The organism is Methanobrevibacter millerae (assembly GCF_900103415.1).
Lineage (GTDB): Archaea > Methanobacteriota > Methanobacteria > Methanobacteriales > Methanobacteriaceae > Methanocatella > Methanocatella millerae.
Window position 1 is genome coordinate 38080 of the sequence record NZ_FMXB01000008.1, and the last position, 18615, is coordinate 56694.

Here is an 18615-nt window from a genome sequence, read left to right on the forward strand (position 1 = left end):
TCCTTGTTTATTTACCTACTTGAACAGTGGTAGTTGCTATATTTTCTGCTTTGATTTCAGTGTCAGTACCTTCTTTGTAGACTTCGCCTTTCATTTCTAATTTTTCAGGGAATTTTTCTACTTGGATAGCACATGCTTTCAATTCAACCATTTTGGATTTAGGGTCGAATGAGTCAGAGTTAGTTAATACGTTAGCAGCACATTCTACGAAGTGCATTGGGATGTTAACGATACCTTCTCTGATGTCGTCAGTTACACGAGCAGGAATAGCGATTTCTCCTCTTCTGGAGAATGCTCTTACAACTTCACCGTTAATAATTCCTCTTTCAGCAGCATCTTTACTGTTGATTTCGATGAATCCAGTTTTAACTTCGTTGTTTAATGTTTCACATCTTCTGGTCATAGCAGCGTGATAGTGGAACAAAATCCTAGTAGTAGTTAATAATAATGGATATTCATCATCTACAGTTTCAACTGGTCCTTTGTGTTCTAATGCCTGGAAGACTCCTAAACCATCAGGGTGTGCAAATTTCTCTTTGTGCATTAATGGTTGACATGGGTCGTCTTCAGATGGGCAAGGCCAGTGAAGTGCTTCAGGAGTGTCTAATCTTTCACGGTTCATACCAGCCATGATAGGAGCACATTCTCTGATTTCTTCGAAGATGTCTTGAGCAGATTCGTAGTGGAATAATTCTCTTGGAACTCCCATTCTAACTGCGATTTCTTCCATGATCTTCCAATCTAACCATGCGCCTTCAGGTGGTTCTTGAGCTTTGTGTAAGCATTGTACTCTTCTTTCACCACTGGTGAATGTACCTTCTTGTTCACCCCAACCTGCTGCAGGTAAAACAACGTCAGCACATTGTGCGGTGTCAGTTAAGAAACATTCTTGTACAACTAACATTTCTAAGTTTTCGAGTGCTTCTTTGGTGTGTTGTACATCAGCATCTGATAATACAGGGTCTTCACCGTGGATGTATAATACTTTTAAGTCTCCAGCGTGAGCTGCATTCATCATTTCAACTAAGGTTAAACCAGGAGTGGTTGGTAAGTTGACTTCGTAGCCGTATCCACTGTAGTAGTCATTGAACCATGCAGTAGTTTCTGGGTCTTTAACTTTTCTGTAACCTACGTAATCGGAAGGTAATGCACCCATATCACAAGCACCTTGTACGTTGTTTTGTCCTCTTAATGGGTTTACACCAGTACCTTGTTTACCGATGTTACCGGTTAACATTGCTAAGTTAGCAGTGGACATAACGTTGTCTGCACCGTGTGAGTGTTCTGTAATACCTAATGAGTATACGATAGCTGCTTTGTCAGCAGATGCGTAATCAATAGCTAATTTTTTAATTACTTCAGGTTTGATTCCGGTAATTTCAGAAGCCATTTCTAAAGTGTATTTTTGAACGGTTTCTTTCATTTCTTCGTAACCTTTGGTTCTGTTAGCAATGAATTCGTCATCTTGTAATCCTTCATCGATGATAACTTTAATCATTGCGTTCATTAAAGCTACGTCAGTACCGGTTTCAAATTGTACATATTCATCAGCGATTTTAGCAGTAGGAGTGAATCTTGGGTCTAAAACAACTAATTTAGCACCGTTTTGTTTAGCTTGAATCATTTTACGACCGAATAATGGGTGTGCTTCCATGTTGTTTGATCCAATACAGAAAATGTAGTCTGCTTCTTTGATACTGTCGAATCCGTTGGTCATAGCACCGGAACCGAAAGTGGTTGCGAGACCTGCTACAGTAGGACCGTGACAGATACGTGCACAGTGGTCTACGTTTTGGGTACCACAAGCTACTCTTGCTAATTTTTGAGTAATGTAAATGTTTTCGTTTGGTGAACGAGCACATGCGTAGAATCCAACTTTGTTTGGGTCTTCATCTGAAACTTCTTTGAGTTTGTTAGCAACTAAATCTAATGCTTCATCCCAGGAAGCTTCTCTGAATTCGCCATTTTCTTTTATTAATGGAGTAGTTAATCTATCTTCTCTGTTAATAAACTGATATCCAAAGTTACCTTTTGGACATACTTTACCCTCATTTACAGGGTGTCTTTTGTAAGGTTCAACCCCAATGATTTTACCGTCTTTGACTACAAAGTTGATTCCACAACCAGTACCACAGTACGGACAAATAGATGGGACATATTTAATCTCAACCATTTTATAATCTCCAAAATTTTTTTATTTATTTTTTTGATAAAAAATTTTATTAAGAAGCAATGAATGCTTCTTAAAAAGTTTTAACACTAGTCTTTAAGAAAAGTGTACCAATATATACAAGCTACAAATACAGCTCCACCAATAATGTTTCCTAAGGTTACAGGAATTAAGTTATTGATGATCATGGATCCCCAGTTTACACCTTCAGCTCCTAAGAACATACCTAAAGGTATAAAGAACATGTTAGCAACACTGTGCTCAAATCCGATACATACGAACGCCATGATTGGGAACCAAATACCGACGATTTTACCAATGATATCATCTGATGCATTAGCTAACCATACAGCCAGACAGACCAACCAGTTACAACCGATTCCTCTGATTAATGCTTTATCAAATGGTAAAGCTACTTTAGCAGCTGCTACAGAAGTAGCTTTTGTTGCAAATGCTGAATCTGCTGGGAAGAGACCTCCCATGTAAGCAAGTACGAATGCAACAAATAATGCACCGACAAAGTTGAAAATCCAACTTAATACCCAGTTTTTAGCGAGACCGCCAACAGATGCGGTACCGTCTAATACACCGAGGGTCATGAACATTACATTACCTGTGAATAATTCTGATCCTGCGATTACAACAATAATCAAACCTACAGGGAACACTGCACCGAATACGAATTTTTCTAATCCGACAGGTGCGCCTGCGGCTAACATTCCTGCGCTAGCAATTTCTGCTAGCAATCCACCGAATGCGATATAAGCTCCTGCTAAAAAGGAGAGTAAAATCACATTTACTATATTTGCTGAGTTTTTAGCTCCAGCTGTATTAGATATTGCTTTTGCAGTATCTACTGGACTTTTAAAAGATGAACTCATAATCTCAACCTCTTTTTTTATCCCCTTTATAAATTAATTTATAGAACATAATACAGATGAATCTGCCAAATTGTATAATCCATTGTATTATGATTATTATATTTAGTATTCATATAATAAAAAGGCTTTGTTATTAGAATCAAAAAGAAAATTTTAAATACTTTAAAGTGAATAAATAAAAAGTTAATGATAAATCATGATAGAAATTTATTCACATCGTTACTTTTTTGTACATTTTAGGCATACATAAAATAAAATTGTTCGAATACTATCAAACAAATTTTAAACAAATAAAAAAAGAAAATAAAAGATTAATATTAATTAAATTAAATAAATAAAGCATAATATCCAAAATTTTTTTAAGCATTTCTTCGACATGTGACAAAACGTAATATTGACCCATAACCGCCAAGATACATTATGAATTTTGAAGACAATTTTTGAATAATCAGTTCAATTATTCATCAATCACTTCGTAATATGCACCTTCAGCGCAAGGTCTGCAAACGGGTTTGCCATCAACAATAAGATGACGGCCATCAGTTACCCTATCACCACAGACAGAACATGTTTCACTGACATGTGGCTTGCCCGGCATCTGTACTTCATTCAAGTCAACTTTCACCTTTTGAACAGTGAATAATTCTTCGGGAGGAGTGGTCTTAAACCTTTCAATCATTTCATCACGGGTTTCCTTAACCTTATCCTTCCTGTTTGCATCAGCATCAACAATCCTTAAGGCTTCACCAGTATCCATATTATAGAAAGTGGCTGCAAATTTACCGTAATATGCCTGTTTCAGTGAACGCTTACCCATTGAGCATTTGGTTACGGCCTGAACAGCATCAGCCATACACCGGTCAATTTCCAAAATAACAATCAGGTTTTTATGGCGAGTATTCAATTCCATGCCCATCAATTCCAGTCCGTACATTGCCAATTTAGTTCCAATGGCTATTCCGCCACAGATTTCACCATGGAATTCACCGGCCATTTCCAATTGCTCTTCATAATCCTTTTGATCCATAATATCCCATCCAATTATTATTATATCTTAACGGAATTCGAACTTCCTATTAATATATATTATATTATTGAAACTTAAATACAACATTAAACAAAAATAACAATTGACATAATAGGAGATAATTCAAATGAGAATTGAAGAGATTGACGCAATATCATACAAAAACAATGAAGCAAAAGAAGTTAGGGAAAATGTCGTACAGGATGAAACGATTACATTAACAATTAACGGAGACATTTCCCGTAGTCTGTCAGCCATTGAGGACTCTCTTAAAGAGTTTGCGGTCGGATACATGTTCAATGAAAACATGGTCGATTCACTGGATTCAATAAAAGAAATCAAAATAGAAGGAAATCAGATTTTTGCCGAAATTGACGACAGACTGCTTAAGACTAACGAAACCGTTTTGTGTTCCGATTCCGCCGGAGGCTGGAGAAGCAAAATCAAGGACGTTAAGGAAGTCAAATCCGATTTTCAGGTTTCAGTCCATGAACTGATTGACAGAATTGAAGAGCTTAAGGACAATGCCGAAATTTGGCAGGCAACTGGAGGAACTCACGTGGCCGGAATTGTTTATGATGGTCAGTTTGTAGTAAAAGAAGATGTCAGCCGTCACGTTGCAGTCGACAAGGTAATCGGATACGGAATACTGAATGGCTTTGATTTGTCAAACTCTTATGTTATCTACAGCGGAAGGATGCCTGCGGACATGGTCATCAAAATGACTCGTGCCGGCGTTCCAATATTGGCCTCAAACGCCGCTCCGGCCAATTCAGGATACAACATTGCAAAAAAAGGAAATGTTACGCTGGTCGGTTTCCTGCGCGGTGAAAGGTGTAATATATATAATAATCAAAATAGAGTAATTTTTGACTAAATTACTCTAAAACAGTGTGTCTTGCTTTTAAATCACTTTCGGTCTGATGCATCTTCTCCATTAATTCAGATACGATTGCATCCAGAAATACCAAAGTGGTCAGTTCAAATGCAGTACCCAAAGGCGTCAATGAGGTATAGTTACCGTGAATTTGACGCTTCATATAATTTTCATCATCAACCTCTTTTTTTGTTCTACCCTTGACGAGAATGCATGCATCGGCCAGTTGACCCAAGGTTGAATCAGGATAGGAAGTAACTGTCAGGACCTTTGAACCCCTGCTTTTAGCAATTTTTGCTGCAGAAACTATGGTGTTCGTTTCACCGGATCCTGAAATGGCTATTATACAATCATCCGCATTGATGGCCGGGGAAATTGTTTCTCCGACAACATATGCGCTTACGCCCAAGTGCATCAGCCTCATGGCAAAAGCCTTTGCGGCAAGCCCTGATCTTCCGGCACCGGTTACAAAAACGTTGCTGGATTCAATAATAATGTCTTCAAATTCATCAATGGATTCCTCATCCAAAAATTCTTCGGCACTTACAATATTTCCTATAATCGCTTTAATAGAGCTTTTCATTAATTCCATTTTATCATCCTAATACCAGTAATTTAATTATATAGAAAAACTTTAATATATAATTAATTATGAAACTCCAAAGCAAAGGGTTGATTAGTTTAGAGATAAATGGTGAAATCTATGGTTACAAGTTATATCAAAGTCTGGAATCTCTAAACAGGACAAATTCCCAAAGAAAGTCCGCCAGAGAACTGAACATTTCACATACTGTTTTAAACCGAAGAATCCTTAAGGCCGAAAATACATTGGGATTCAAGCTGACAGAAAAAAGAGGTAACGGAAGCGTTCTTACGGAAAATGGCCTAAAACTTTTAGAGGAGTACAGAAAATACCTGATTCAGATTGCCGAGCCGGACAACATCAACATCGCCGGAGGCCATATCAGCTCCAGCCTTATAGAAAGCCTTGACCTGCCATTCAACATTAACGTTTACAGCAGCAATGACGAGGATGCATTTAAACTGGCCAAAAGAGGAGTTGTTGACCTATTGACGCTGGATGACCCATTAATAGCTTATGAAAGGGACATCAACTTCATCCCCATAGCATACGATTATCTCGTTCTGATTTCAAGCCCCGACTCCAAGGAAATCAAAAGCATAAAGGATTTGGACAATCTTGAATTTGTAAAAGTCAACGGCTCAGCCCAGAGGCTTGCATGGAATACGCTCGAACACTATGACCTGAATTACAGCATCAGGCATGAAGTCAATTCACAGTTTGATGCATTTAAACTCGTTAAAAATTCCGAAAACCTATACAGTTTCCTTAATGCGAGCTATTTTACCGGGAATGAGATATTGAAGTTTGATACAAGACATGTAATCAGCCTGATTAAAGTTAACGATGAAGACCCTAAAACTGATGAATTCATCAATTATTTGTTGACCAATGCACAAAAAGACATCGTTAAGCAAGGTTTCATTGCCATGGACTGAATAGTTCTCACACGCTCTCACCAACATTATTTATACTGTGAAAACATATTGTATATTACACCTCATTGCAATGTTGTGAAATCTTATTCATATAGGTTTTTGCAGCATATTAATTTATACTAAAAACGAAAATAAAGTGATAATTATGGTTAAAGACATAGATTTACTAGCAATTGGTCATTCAGCTCACGATTATATTATTAGAGTGCCTTCATTTCCAAAAGCAAACTTTTCTGCTCCAATAACAGATATGAAAACCTTCAATGGCGGAGCAGCTGCAAACGTTGCTTGCGTTGGAGCAAATCTCGGACTGAAAACCGCTTTGGTATCTGCAGTTGGTGGAGACTTCAAAAAAACCGAGTATTTCGAACACATGGAAACTCTGGGCGTTGACACCGAATCATTAATTGTTGTTCCTGGAGAAAAAACTCCAACAGCATTCGTTTTAACTGACGATAACGAAGACCAAATCAGTTACTTCTACTGGGGTGCCGCCAAGGAATTTGCAGAAAGCAAAGTGCCTGCAAATGTAATTAAAAACGCACAGGCAATTCATCTGGCAACAGGCGACCCTGACTTCAACTGGAAATGCTCAGAAGAGGCCAAAAATGAAGACATACTCGTTTCATTCGATCCGGGTCAGGATCTTGGAATGTACGACACCAAAAAGTTAAGGGATGTCATCGAAAACGCAACAATCCTTTTCGGAAATCATCATGAAATCGAAAGGATTTTGGAATCTCTTGAGACCGATTTGACCGGATTAAGGGAAATGGGTCCTAAAATAATCGTTAAAACCTGCGGAGCAAACGGAAGCGAAATCTACTCCAGTGAAGAAAAAATCACGATTGACGCAATTAAAGTTAATGTCGTCGATCCTACCGGAGCCGGAGATTCCTACAGGGCAGGATTCCTGTCAAGGTTCCTTAACGGAGAATCACTGGAAGAATCTGCAAAATTCGCATCTGCAGTTTCATCATTTATTATTGAGCACCAAGGCTGTCAAACCAACATGCCTAGCTTTGACGACGCCTTTGAACGTATGAATGAGTTTTATTAAACTCATTTTATTTATTTTTTTGATTTTTATGCACTATCGCCAGGTTAAAAGTATCCTATCACCAAATAACGGTATGAATCTTTATAGGGGATGTTCCCACGGCTGCATCTACTGCGACTCAAGAAGCGACATTTACCAGATAAATCATGATTTTGAGGATATTGAGGTAAAGGAGAACGCTTTGGAATTATTGAAAAAATCCCTAAAAAACAAGCGCCAGAAAGTCATGATAGGAACCGGTTCAATGTCAGACCCATACATGCCGATTGAAAAGAGACTTGAATACACAAGAAATGCCTTAAAATTAATATACAAGTATGGCCACGGCTTTACATGCATTACAAAGTCCGACTTGATTTTAAGGGATCTTGAATTAATCAAAAAGATTAATGAAAATACAAAGGCCGTTGTCCAGATGACACTGACCACCGCCGATGAGGATTTGTGCAAAATTTTAGAACCAAACGTCTGTACAACAAAAAGGCGCGTTGAAGTATTGGAAATTTTAAACGAAAATGACATACCGACCGTTGTCTGGCTGTGCCCGATTTTGCCCTTCATTAATGACAATGAGGACAATATTAACCAGATTCTTGACTACTGCATTGACACCAATGTCAAGGCAATACTGTGCTTTGAAATGGGCCTGACCCTAAGAGACGGAAACCGACAGTATTTCTACAAGAAGCTTGATGAAAGCTTTCCGGGCCTGAAGCAGAAATACATCAGGCACTTTAAAAGCAATTATCACATTCCAAGTCCGAATAACGCGAAATTAATGAAGATATTTAACCGGAAAACAACGGAAGCAGGAATCATGACCAATACAGACGAGATTTTTGCTTACCTGCACGAATTTCCAAAAAGGGAAACTACAAAACAATCAAAATTGTTTTAAAATAAACTTTAGTTAATTCAAGTTATATAGAGTTGCAATCAATTAATTTATATATTATAAAGTCAAAATAATTAATATCAAATAAAAATGATTTTGTTATCAAATCATGTTGATTTAATTAAATGTTAATTGAGTGATAATATGACACAGATTAGTGATGCGAAAAAAGGTATTTTAACCGATGAAATGAAACATGTGGCAGAAATAGAGAATGTTTCAGAAGACTTTATTCTTAAATCCGTTGCAAACGGAACCATTGTAATCCCAAGTAACGTTAACAGAGACATTGAAGCTGCAGGTATCGGTGCAGGACTCAGGACAAAAGTAAACGCAACAGTCGGAACATCCACAGATATCGTTAACTTTGATGAGGAAGTTCAAAAGGCACAGATAGCAATTGACCACGGTGCAGACTGTCTGATGGAGCTGAGTATCGGCGGAGACCTGGACGTTATCAGAAACAGGGTTTTGGACATGTCCCCATTACCTGTAGGATCCGTACCGGTTTATCAGGCAGCAATTGAAAGCATAAGAAGGGACGGTTCCGTCATTTACATGACTGAAGATGACTTGTTCAACACCATCGAAAAGCAGGCAAAAGACGGTATCGACTTTATGGCAGTCCACAGCAGTATCAACATTGAAACCTTAACCAGACTCAAAAGGCAAGGCCGTGTAACAGGACTTGTTTCAAGAGGAGGTTCATTCATGTCCGGATGGATTGTAGAAAACGAAAAGGAAAACCCTTTATACGAAAACTTCGATTATGTCTTGGAAATCGCCAAAGAGCATGACGTAGTGCTTTCACTTGCAAACGGTATGAGGGCAGGATCCATTGCTGACTCAACAGACAGGGCCCAGATACAAGAACTGATCATTTTAGGCGAATTGATTGACAGGTCACGTGAAGCAGGCGTTCAATGTATGATTGAAGGACCTGGACACATCCCAATCAATGAAATCCCAACAAACGTCATGATTCAAAAGAAAATGTGTTCAAACGCACCGTTTTATATGCTCGGACCTATTGTATGTGACGTGGCACCTGGTTACGACCACATCGTATCCGCAATCGGAGCCGCATCATCCGCAAAAGCTGGAGCAGACTTCATCTGTTACGTAACTCCTGCAGAGCATCTGGCTCTTCCTTCACCTGAAGACGTTAAAGAAGGAGTCATTGCAACTAAAATCGGAGCCTACGCAGGTGACCTTGCAAGCGGCCAAATTGACGGTTCACAAGACTTGGCAATGGCTGAAGCAAGAAAAAGATTGGACTGGGAAGCACAATACGAATGCGCAATGTTTCCGGAAGCTGCACGTGCAAAAAGAGATGAAAGACCTCCTGAAGAGGAAGACACATGTACCATGTGCGGTAACTACTGCGCAGTAAAAATCGTTAACGAATGGCTGGACCAATCCGATTCAGACTTAATTAAATAGATTCTTTAATCTATTTATTTTAATTTTTTATATTAACTATAGTATATAGAATTTTAATTAGTGTTCATTTAGATTCAACTCTAATTCTAGCACCATTTTAAAATTAGACAACAATAAAATCACCACATAACTTAATAAGATTATAATCCCATTAAAGAAAAAAAATTAGCTTACTAATTATAATAAAGATTTTATCATTAAATTAAATCCCAAACTGGGAAAGAAAAAAAATCTTTAATAACATGATATCTGCAAACACATTATATTTTAAAAAAAAATGTTTGAGGAAAAAATCCCCAAACACGACTATTCCCCTCTTTTAATTAGGTACTTGCAGGAAATATTTTTAAAACTGAACTTAGGATCAGTTGTTTTGTAGTATACCCAACCTTCCATAGCACATTTTTCATGACCTTCACATACATCGGAATCGTAGTATCCGTCAGCGCTTAGCTTGAACTCTTCGAAATCATCCGGAAGAACGTATTCCTCATCATCAATCGGAACACTTTCAATTCCGTATTCATCCCAGATCTTTTTAGCTTCGCGAATGTCGAACATTCCATTACTGTCGATCATGTGGAAACAGAAAAGATGATTTTGCGTTAACTTATGCGGATTTCCTTGAATTTTCGGACCGCAAATCTCGCCTTGCCAGCAGACATACTTGCAGCCTTTGTGCTTTTCCAGATAATCTCTGAGTTTTCTTTCAATGTCAAGCTTATCCGCCAGTTCCCAGTATGGATTGTCATTATCAACTAAAGGGTCATCTTCCCTGAATACGCGCAGATTGCGGGAGCAGACGTAGAATTCATAGTCCTTTTTTAATGGATGTGTATTGGTCACTTCCAGAATGTATGTGGCGGAAGATCCGTCACATTTCTGCGTACGGACAAACGGGGTCTTGTCCTGCAATACGTCCGGCATGTTTTCGCAGCGTTCCTGGTCAGTCTTGGAAATATGATCAAATTTATTTGGAAAACGCTTACTTTTATCTTTCCTGTCATCACCTAAAAGGAAAAATAACAGTTTTTTACCCCAATCTCTATTCATTAACCATTTCACCCAGGATTTTTCAAACAGTTCCTTGTTGCGCAGCGCCATGGCTTCGTACTTGTTTAGACCTTCGCCTTTGCGTTTAGCGTCCTTAGGGTTTGAGTATTTAATCTCAAGCAATTCGGTTACATCCGTGCCTTCCTTTTTTGGAATTTCGACATCGAAAATATCCAGAGGAAGTGCTATGCCCTGAGAGATAACATTGAACCTGGAAAGTCTCATGGTCTTGATTTTGAAGTGTTTGCGTCTTAAAAACTCAGACCACTCCTTTTCGGGAACCTTTGAATCTATTTCAATGTATACGCAAAAATCCCCTTTTTCAAATTCGCCGATTTTTGAGATACAATTCCATCCCAGAACCCCAATAAGTTCTATGTTATCCGCCCCTTCAATTTCTTTAACCCAGGATATTTTTTCAACGTGGGCAAGGGAACGCTTTCCATCAATTATCAAACATTTCACCTCCGTCATTTATTATTTAATAATTATGGCAAAACATGCTATTAACTAATACAATTTTAATGAAAACAAGCTGTTATTACAGAATGTCTTCAAGAATGGACCTGCCGGGATTTGAACCCGAAGCATCCTCCTTGCAAGAGAGGCATTCTACCAATTGAATTACAGGGCCATAAATGCTATAGCTGGGATTCGAACCCAGATTCCAACCTTGGAAGGGTCGTGTGTTACCGATTATCACTACTAAAGCATGGAAAAATTTTTAAACGGTGAAGGAGAGATTCGAACTCTCGTGTCCTAACGGACTCTGGATTAGCAGTCCAGTAGAATAGGCCATCTATCTGACTTCACCAATAGTTCTGGATTATAAACCTCATCTGCAGGGCCTAATTGACTCATGCAAGACAATCAGCCCATGATTTTTAGAGTATGGGGGTAGAAGGAATTGAACCTCCAGCCACTGATCTGGAGTCAGTGATGTTGCCATTACACCATACCCCCCCCAAAACGGGCAGGAAAATCCTGCCCATTTTAATTGCCGGGCCTAAGTGCTCTAGCAGGGACTTGAACCCTAATCTCAGCCTTGGCAAGACCGTATGTTACCAATTACACCACTAAAGCAAAAGCCGGAAAAACCGGCTAATTAGAGGAATAGGGATTTATGGAATATGTAATCCCAAAGGGGGAGACTCGACTTGAACGAGTATCACTTGAAAAACCAAGGGTTTTACCAGTTAAACCACTCCCTCAATTGATTATTAAGCGGTAATGGGGGGATAAACCCCCAATAAAAATACCCTGATGGAGAAATTAGCTTCCACCAAGATATTTTGCTTTTGGTGCGCCGTAGCGGACTCGAACCGCATCATCTTCCAAAAGGAGATGCTCTTCCATTTGAGCTAACGACGCATAATCATCTGACCTGGGCCTAATTGAAATATTTAATCAATTAGGCCCTTTAGAATTAATGGGAATAATGAAAATCAGATTAAATGGGCGGAATGATTCCCATATTCCCAATCACCATTGAATTACCAATTACATGCATTAAAAGGTTTCATAAGGGAGTTGAACCCTTGCCTCATGCGTCACAGACATGTATGTTGCCGTTACACCAATGAAACCATAGCCCAAATTGGCTTGGAGGGATTCGAACCCTCGGCATCCGCCTTGTAAGGGCGGCACTCTACCAGGCTGAGTCACAAGCCAGTATATTATTTGGAGTTTAAAATTAAACCCCAAATTTTGGAGATCAAAATATGAAAGCATATCTTTGAATGGCCAGATAATAAGGCCAATGAGTGCGAAGGGAATTGAACCCCCGATTTTCGGATTAAAAGTCCGACGTATTACCCTACTATACTACGCACCCGCTATGAATAATTATTCTGAAATTTGAATGGGAAAGCCAAGACTCGAACTTGATTCCCATGCTTCCAAAGCACAGATGCTAACCCGTACACCACTCTCCCAACATGAAATTCAAATTTTTCTTCAACTCATAATGCTAAGATTAGAATATTTTCTAAATCTGCTATACAAGTTAATCCATCGATCTAATTATTTAAAAGCCGTAAAAAATCAGTTTCATTAGATAACTCTAATGGAAGATAAACAAAATATAACGGGTAATGAAAAAAAGGTAATTGGCGGATAATTAATCATTAAGCCCAAAGTTGGACTTAACCAAATACCTACTGCATTGCCACGCAGAAATATTCTGTCTATTCATTGACTTTGTACAACTCGGGCATTTAATATTCATAACAATCTCTCATTAATTTATTGAAATCTAAATAATAATCTATTTCATTTTATATATAAATCAAATAAAGGAAACACTTTATATTAACCTACACATCCAATTGAAATCTAAATAATAATCTATTTCATCCCATATATAAATCAAATAAAGGAAACACTTTATATTAACCTAAAACACATATTATGATACTGCTAACATCAGGTTTTGTACTCTTTTTAATCCGGTTATTTGAATATTGTCATAGTTAAAACAACTAAACTTTTATCCGCATTAGAAATTAGAAAATATATACAGAGAGTCCATAGATTATCCGTTGACTATGAATCGAAGCTGAAGGATTAATTAATTTAAGTGATTCCACCTTACATTAACATTACATTGGATTCCAGAACCTATTTTTTGATGAATATTTTACCAAATGACAATCCTTTTTGCAGATAAGAATCATATATTATATTAATAATATAATTTTTATATAACCCACAGGATTATCTTAAAAAACAGGGGAAAATAAAATGGAATCTGTAGACGATTTTACAAAGGAAGAATTGCTTGAAACGATTGAACTTTTAAAAGATGAAAACGAAAAGACCGTTGACGAGCTGATGGAGAAATTAAGAAGCATTGAAGGCGAACAGTTCAAGACCAGCATCTCCAATCGCCAGATGGAAGGCAAAATCAGAGAGCTTAAAGGCGAAATCAACTCATTTAAAAAGACCCCTTTAATCCTTGCAACGGTAACCGAAGTCTTTGATGACAAGCAGGTGGGAATCCAGGGCGCAGTGGGACATGAATTCCTGGTTACCTATCCAGGTTCAATTAAAAAGGAATCATTGGTACCCGGTGCAAGAGTAGCATTAAACCAGAAGAATTTAGGCGTAGTCCGCGTATTTCCACCTAAAAAAGACAGGAACGTAGCAGCAATGGAAATTGATGAAAAGCCTGAAACGACCTATGATGACATTGGAGGCCTTGACCCCCAAATCACAGAAGTAAAGGAGACTGTAGAGCTTCCGATTAAAAATCCTGAAATATTTAAAGAAATCGGAATCGATCCGCCAAAGGGAATACTTCTTTACGGACCTCCGGGAACAGGAAAAACCCTGCTTGCAAAAGCCGTGGCAAATGAAACCAATGCAACCTTCATAAAGATTGTAGCTTCCGAATTCGTGAACAAATACCTTGGTGAAGGTTCAAGAATCGTGAGGGACGTATTTGAGCTTGCGAAGGAAAAATCCCCTGCAATAATATTCATTGATGAAATCGACGCAATCGGAACAAAAAGGGTTGGAAGCAGTGAAGGAGCAGACAGGGAAGTTCAAAGAACCCTAATGCAATTACTAGCAGAACTTGACGGATTCGAATCAAGGGGAGACGTCGGAATCGTTGCGGCCACCAACAGACCAGACATTCTGGATGAGGCTCTTTTAAGGCCGGGAAGATTCGACAGGGCAATTGCAGTGCCGAATCCGGTAAAGGAAAGCAGGCAGAAAATCCTTGAAATACACACCGCCAAAATGAAAATAGACGAAGACATTGATTTCGATGAAATAAGCGAAGTAACGGAAGGATTGTCCGGAGCAGACCTTAAGGCCGTTTGTACGGAAGCTGGAATGTTTGCAATCAGAGCCGAGAGAAAACAGGTAATCGCAAAGGATTTCCTTGACGCCATCGACAAAATCATGTCGGATATCAAAATAAGTTAATCTTTTTATATTAATACATACAAAGAATAAGAATATACTTATTTTTAAGATAATTTTTTTATTATTAACGGTGAATTAGATGACACATTGGATTGAAAACATAGCTGATGAATTAAGTAAAAAAGACGTAGAAGAACATATCATAGCAAGCGGAACCTCAATATCAGGTTCAATACACATTGGAAACTCTTGCGACATATTCATAGCTAACGCAGTTGGAAAGAAATTAAGAGAAAAAGGAAAGGAAGCCAAAACCATATGGATTGCAGACGACAACGATCCGCTCAGGAAAGTTCCATATCCGCTTCCTGAAGACTACGACCAGTATTTGGGAATGCCGTACTCAACAATTCCATGTCCTGACGGATGCTGCAGCAACTTCGTGGAGCACTTCGAAAAGCCATTGCTGAATGTCATTGAAGATTATGGCATTGAAATGGAAGCCAAATCAGGATACGAAATGTATAAAAGCGGAGTTTATGACGACTACATTAGGATTTCATTTGAAAATGTTAATGAGATAAGGGAAATCTTCAACGAATACAGAAGGGAGCCTTTAGCTGAAGACTGGCTGCCTTACAATCCTGTCTGTGAAGAGTGCGGACGTATCAATACCACTTACGCTTATGACTATGACGGAGACATCGTGAAATACAGATGTGAATGCGGCCATGAAGGCGAAATGGATATCAAATCCGGAAACGGAAAACTCACATGGAGAGTCGAATGGGCAGCAAGATGGAAAATATTCGGCATTACCTGCGAACCTTTCGGAAAAGACCACGCAGCAAGCGGAGGATCATACGACGTGAGCAGCGTCATTTCAGAAAAAATCTTTGATTATCCTGCACCTTATCCAGTTCCATACGAATGGATTACCTTGGACGGTGAAGCTATGAGTAAATCCCACGGCGTATTCTTCGCTCCGGACGAATGGCTTAAAATCGGTCCGGCCGAAAGCCTTAACTATTACTTATTCAGGTCAAAACCAATGAAAGCAAAGGATTTCTCACCTAAAATGCCTTACCTTGACTTTATAGACCAGTTTGACAAGGTTGAAAAAGTGTTCTATAACGAAGAGGAAGCTCCTTCCGAAAAAGAGGACAGGAAATTCAGGGAAATCTATGAAATAGCCCAAATCAATGCCGGCGAGCCTCTGCCTTTCAGGCCACCATTCAGATTTTTGGTTAACGCATACCAGATTGCAGGTGACGATTTGGAGAAAATCTTTGAAATACTTAAGAAAAACTCACAGCTGACCAAAAGCTTTGAGGATAAGGAATTTGATGACTTGACCGAACTGGAAATGTCCCAATACCGTGAAAGGGTCGATAACGTAATTTACTGGTTAGATACCTATGCACCAAAATTCGTTAAGTTCCAGGTACAAACCAAGAAAGTCCCTAACCTGCCGTTAACTGACGAACAAACCCAATTCCTTGATGCTTTGGCAGATTTAATTGAAGCGACAGAGTTCAGCGATGCCAAGGAATTGCACGATGCCATGTACGGAATTTTAGAAAACCTGGGCTTAAAGCCACAAAAAGGTTTCCAGGCAATCTATAAAATGATTCTTGGTCAAAAACAAGGCCCTAGAGCAGCATCATTCCTGTTAAGTTTAGACAAGGACTTTGTAGTTAAAAGATTAAGAAAAGAAGCTTAAATCAAGCTTCTAAACTCTTTTTTTATTAAAATTTCATCATCATTTTTGACAATTTCATAATCGAGTTTTTTAAAAATTTCAAGGGCAAGATCATCCTCGTCCAGATAGGCATAAGAGGCCTTAAAGCCCAAATCAATAGCTATCTTTTCAAGCTGCTTAATCAACTTATATGAAATCTTTTCACGGTTTTTAGATGATTTAATGAACAGGCTTACAATTTCAACGGATTGTGAATCAAATACCTTAAAGCTGGCGCATCCCAGGGTTGAATCGGGTCCGACCAAAAGCAGCACGACCTGTGGATCGTCCAATACGCATCCATATGATTTGCACAATTCAATGAACCTACCATCGCGCTCGTCGGTTACGATGACCTGCATCTATTTAACCTCCGTAGTGTTTCCGACCTTAGCCAGTTCCTCATCCCAGATTTCAGAACAGTTGCAGGTGAATTTCAAAAACAAGTCCCTGCATCGGATATCGTCAAGAACCACCACTTCGACATCGTTGCATTCAAGGAGATTTTCCGCACCCATCAATGTGGTGTTTTCGCCTATTACGACTCTTGGAATGTTGTAAAGTATTACGGCACCGGAACACATCGGACAGGGTGACAGGGTTGTATATAATGTGCATTTCCTGTAATCCCCATAATTCAAGCGGCCGGCTTTTTCTATTGCATCCATTTCGGCATGCAGAATTACAGAACTGTTTTGGATTAATCTGTTATGGCCTTTGGATATCACTTCACCGTCTTTAACCAGGACGGCTCCAATCGGAATCCCGCCTTCATTTAAAGACTTTTCAGCTTCCTTAATGGCCAGTTCCATAAAATAAGAATCGTTTTTCATGAAAAAAAGAATAGAGATGATTAATTGATAATCATCCTTTTAATCTGTTAAACAAACCGCCTTTGCTGGATTGTTTTTGATTGTCTTCTTTAAGTTTATCAACTTGTCCTCTCAAATCGGAAATGGTTCTTTGAGATTCGTTGGATAATTTGTCATAATTACTCTGTTTGATTTTTAATTCGGATTTGAGAGTAACTATTTCCTCTTTCAATTTGTCAATGGATTTTTGGGCTTGTTCATCAACTTCATCCTTGTAATCGCCCATTTCGATGAGTTTTTTCCTTAAATCATCAACTTCGCCTTGAAGTGTGGAAACTTCTTTTTTGGATTCTTCCAACTCATCATTGGAGGTTTTTAAATTATCCCTTAACTTTTGATTGGTTTTTTCCAATTCTTCAACATTTGAAGATTGCAAATCAGAAATTTTGGCTTTTAATGAGGCAATTTTTTCTTCATATCCATCTTTAATGCTGTCCAATTCAGATTGGAGTCTGTCAGTTCTTGCCTTATTGACTGCACTGTCTGCACCCAATTCGCCAATACGATTGCTTAAATCTTCATTGATGTCAAGCTGATTATAATATTTCCTGGAAGTTTTTTCTAGAGCGTCAGACAATTCTTTTTTAAGACGTTTGAGCTCACCGTTTTCCTTCTTTAAATCAGGAATGATTGTATTAGTCAGATAATTCAATTCATTTGATTGATTTTTTAATTTTGATTCTTTTTCCTTTAGCTCTTTTTTCAACTTAGCAACAGAAGAATCATCTTTTTTAGGCTGCTTTTTAGGTTCTTCTTTAGGTTTTTCAACAATCTTTTCAGGAACTTCCTCAACTACAGGTTCCTCAACAACCTCTTCAGGAGCTTCCTCTTCAACAGCTTCTTCAAGAGGAGCTTCCTCAACAACCTCTTCAGCTACTTCTTCAACAGCTTCTTCCTCAGTTACAACCTCTTCAGCTACTTCTTCTTTGATTTCTTCAACTTGAGGTTCAACTGGTTTTTCTTCAGTTTTTACAAGTTTATCTTCAGTTTCACTTGAAACTTCTTTTTTAGAGTTTTTACCTAATTTAGTAAAGTCTAATCTTACTTTATTTCCATACATTTTATTTGCTGGTTCATCAGCCATCTTTATCACCACTAAAAGCAATGAAAAATTTTTAAAAGTTCAACAGTCTATGTAAAGTAAACATTTCTTTTTTAAAATATTTAAATCTTTATAAATTTAATATATAAAGGGTTGCAAA

15 protein-coding genes and 5 tRNA genes are annotated in these 18615 nt (G+C 38.3%); 7 read left to right on the forward strand and 13 right to left on the reverse strand.

Annotated elements, in window-relative coordinates; genetic code table 11:
• Window positions 1-7 precede the first annotated feature (7 nt).
• The 3 genes from fdhF to F3G70_RS05825 form a co-directional block, all read right to left on the reverse strand.
• The gene (gene fdhF, locus F3G70_RS05815; RefSeq protein ID WP_149731764.1) at window positions 8-2173 is read right to left on the reverse strand and encodes a formate dehydrogenase subunit alpha; all 2166 of its coding nucleotides are present in this window, start codon (window positions 2171-2173) and stop codon (window positions 8-10) included.
• An 86-nt stretch (window positions 2174-2259) separates the two neighbouring features.
• The gene (locus tag F3G70_RS05820) at window positions 2260-3051 is read right to left on the reverse strand and encodes a formate/nitrite transporter family protein (RefSeq protein ID WP_149731765.1); all 792 of its coding nucleotides are present in this window, start codon (window positions 3049-3051) and stop codon (window positions 2260-2262) included.
• Window positions 3052-3508: 457 nt separating this feature from the next.
• Entirely contained in the window at window positions 3509-4081 is a 573-nt protein-coding gene (locus F3G70_RS05825; RefSeq protein ID WP_149731766.1) for an FmdE family protein, read from the reverse strand.
• Window positions 4082-4205: 124 nt separating this feature from the next.
• Between F3G70_RS05825 and fdhD the strand changes: the two genes are divergently transcribed.
• The gene (gene fdhD, locus F3G70_RS05830) at window positions 4206-4955 is read left to right on the forward strand and encodes a formate dehydrogenase accessory sulfurtransferase FdhD (protein WP_149731767.1); all 750 of its coding nucleotides are present in this window, start codon (window positions 4206-4208) and stop codon (window positions 4953-4955) included.
• A 1-nt stretch (window position 4956) separates the two neighbouring features.
• On the opposite strand, the gene hxlB is transcribed toward fdhD, so the two are convergent.
• A complete protein-coding gene (gene hxlB, locus F3G70_RS05835; protein WP_149731768.1) occupies window positions 4957-5547 on the reverse strand; it encodes a 6-phospho-3-hexuloisomerase in 591 nt (196 codons plus the stop codon).
• A gap of 59 nt (window positions 5548-5606) precedes the next feature.
• On the opposite strand from hxlB, the gene F3G70_RS05840 reads away from it, so the two are divergent.
• From F3G70_RS05840 to thiC, 4 genes are all read left to right on the forward strand, one after another.
• The gene (locus tag F3G70_RS05840) at window positions 5607-6476 is read left to right on the forward strand and encodes a LysR family transcriptional regulator (RefSeq protein WP_149731769.1); all 870 of its coding nucleotides are present in this window, start codon (window positions 5607-5609) and stop codon (window positions 6474-6476) included.
• A gap of 145 nt (window positions 6477-6621) precedes the next feature.
• Entirely contained in the window at window positions 6622-7536 is a 915-nt protein-coding gene (locus F3G70_RS05845) for a carbohydrate kinase family protein (protein WP_149731770.1), read from the forward strand.
• Between the two features lie 28 nt (window positions 7537-7564).
• On the forward strand, window positions 7565-8434 hold the full coding sequence (locus tag F3G70_RS05850) for an SPL family radical SAM protein (protein WP_149731771.1): 870 nt from the start codon (window positions 7565-7567) through the stop codon (window positions 8432-8434).
• 141 nt (window positions 8435-8575) lie between these two features.
• Window positions 8576-9874 carry a phosphomethylpyrimidine synthase gene (gene thiC / locus F3G70_RS05855; RefSeq protein WP_149731772.1) on the forward strand — a complete coding sequence of 433 codons (1299 nt, stop codon included), beginning with the start codon at window positions 8576-8578 and terminating at the stop codon, window positions 9872-9874.
• A gap of 306 nt (window positions 9875-10180) precedes the next feature.
• Here the strand turns inward: thiC and F3G70_RS05860 are convergent, their stop codons facing one another.
• The 6 genes from F3G70_RS05860 to F3G70_RS05885 all read right to left on the reverse strand — a co-directional run bounded on the left by F3G70_RS05860 (window position 10181) and on the right by F3G70_RS05885 (window position 12761).
• Entirely contained in the window at window positions 10181-11383 is a 1203-nt protein-coding gene (locus tag F3G70_RS05860) for an RNA ligase family protein (protein ID WP_188118094.1), read from the reverse strand.
• A 105-nt stretch (window positions 11384-11488) separates the two neighbouring features.
• Window positions 11489-11561: transfer RNA gene (locus F3G70_RS05865), tRNA-Ala, on the reverse strand.
• A 95-nt stretch (window positions 11562-11656) separates the two neighbouring features.
• Window positions 11657-11741, reverse strand: a tRNA-Ser gene (locus F3G70_RS05870).
• Window positions 11742-12226: 485 nt separating this feature from the next.
• Window positions 12227-12298, reverse strand: a tRNA-Ser gene (locus F3G70_RS05875).
• A 226-nt stretch (window positions 12299-12524) separates the two neighbouring features.
• Window positions 12525-12598, reverse strand: a tRNA-Val gene (locus F3G70_RS05880).
• 89 nt (window positions 12599-12687) lie between these two features.
• A tRNA-Lys gene (locus tag F3G70_RS05885) sits at window positions 12688-12761 on the reverse strand.
• 908 nt (window positions 12762-13669) lie between these two features.
• On the opposite strand from F3G70_RS05885, the gene F3G70_RS05890 reads away from it, so the two are divergent.
• Together F3G70_RS05890 and lysS are read left to right on the forward strand one after the other, a co-directional pair.
• On the forward strand, window positions 13670-14860 hold the full coding sequence (locus F3G70_RS05890) for a proteasome-activating nucleotidase (protein ID WP_149731774.1): 1191 nt from the start codon (window positions 13670-13672) through the stop codon (window positions 14858-14860).
• Between the two features lie 79 nt (window positions 14861-14939).
• Entirely contained in the window at window positions 14940-16523 is a 1584-nt protein-coding gene (gene lysS, locus F3G70_RS05895; protein WP_149731775.1) for a lysine--tRNA ligase, read from the forward strand.
• On the opposite strand, the gene F3G70_RS05900 is transcribed toward lysS, so the two are convergent.
• The 3 genes from F3G70_RS05900 to F3G70_RS05910 are packed head-to-tail and all read right to left on the reverse strand — an operon-like array spanning window position 16520 to window position 18497.
• Window positions 16520-16903: a GNAT family N-acetyltransferase gene (locus F3G70_RS05900; protein WP_149731776.1), complete on the reverse strand. Its 384-nt coding sequence runs from the start codon at window positions 16901-16903 to the stop codon at window positions 16520-16522. The two genes, lysS and F3G70_RS05900, sit on opposite strands and share 4 nt — an antisense overlap.
• Window positions 16904-17374, reverse strand: coding sequence for a nucleoside deaminase (locus F3G70_RS05905; protein ID WP_149731777.1), 471 nt, complete (start codon window positions 17372-17374; stop codon window positions 16904-16906).
• A 31-nt stretch (window positions 17375-17405) separates the two neighbouring features.
• The gene (locus F3G70_RS05910; protein ID WP_223166020.1) at window positions 17406-18497 is read right to left on the reverse strand and encodes a hypothetical protein; all 1092 of its coding nucleotides are present in this window, start codon (window positions 18495-18497) and stop codon (window positions 17406-17408) included.
• Window positions 18498-18615 lie beyond the last annotated feature (118 nt).

What these genes read in the sequence shown, in the direction of transcription:
- fdhF (WP_149731764.1), bottom strand. Translation starts at nt 2,173, where the DNA reads ATGGTTGAGATTAAATATGTCCCATCTATTTGTCCGTACTGTGGTACT.
- F3G70_RS05820 (WP_149731765.1), bottom strand. Translation starts at nt 3,051, where the DNA reads ATGAGTTCATCTTTTAAAAGTCCAGTAGATACTGCAAAAGCAATATCT.
- fdhD (WP_149731767.1), top strand. Translation starts at nt 4,206, where the DNA reads ATGAGAATTGAAGAGATTGACGCAATATCATACAAAAACAATGAAGCA.
- hxlB (WP_149731768.1), bottom strand. Translation starts at nt 5,547, where the DNA reads ATGGAATTAATGAAAAGCTCTATTAAAGCGATTATAGGAAATATTGTA.
- F3G70_RS05840 (WP_149731769.1), top strand. Translation starts at nt 5,607, where the DNA reads ATGAAACTCCAAAGCAAAGGGTTGATTAGTTTAGAGATAAATGGTGAA.
- F3G70_RS05845 (WP_149731770.1), top strand. Translation starts at nt 6,622, where the DNA reads ATGGTTAAAGACATAGATTTACTAGCAATTGGTCATTCAGCTCACGAT.
- F3G70_RS05850 (WP_149731771.1), top strand. Translation starts at nt 7,565, where the DNA reads ATGCACTATCGCCAGGTTAAAAGTATCCTATCACCAAATAACGGTATG.
- thiC (WP_149731772.1), top strand. Translation starts at nt 8,576, where the DNA reads ATGACACAGATTAGTGATGCGAAAAAAGGTATTTTAACCGATGAAATG.
- F3G70_RS05890 (WP_149731774.1), top strand. Translation starts at nt 13,670, where the DNA reads ATGGAATCTGTAGACGATTTTACAAAGGAAGAATTGCTTGAAACGATT.
- lysS (WP_149731775.1), top strand. Translation starts at nt 14,940, where the DNA reads ATGACACATTGGATTGAAAACATAGCTGATGAATTAAGTAAAAAAGAC.
- F3G70_RS05900 (WP_149731776.1), bottom strand. Translation starts at nt 16,903, where the DNA reads ATGCAGGTCATCGTAACCGACGAGCGCGATGGTAGGTTCATTGAATTG.
- F3G70_RS05905 (WP_149731777.1), bottom strand. Translation starts at nt 17,374, where the DNA reads ATGAAAAACGATTCTTATTTTATGGAACTGGCCATTAAGGAAGCTGAA.
- F3G70_RS05910 (WP_223166020.1), bottom strand. Translation starts at nt 18,497, where the DNA reads ATGGCTGATGAACCAGCAAATAAAATGTATGGAAATAAAGTAAGATTA.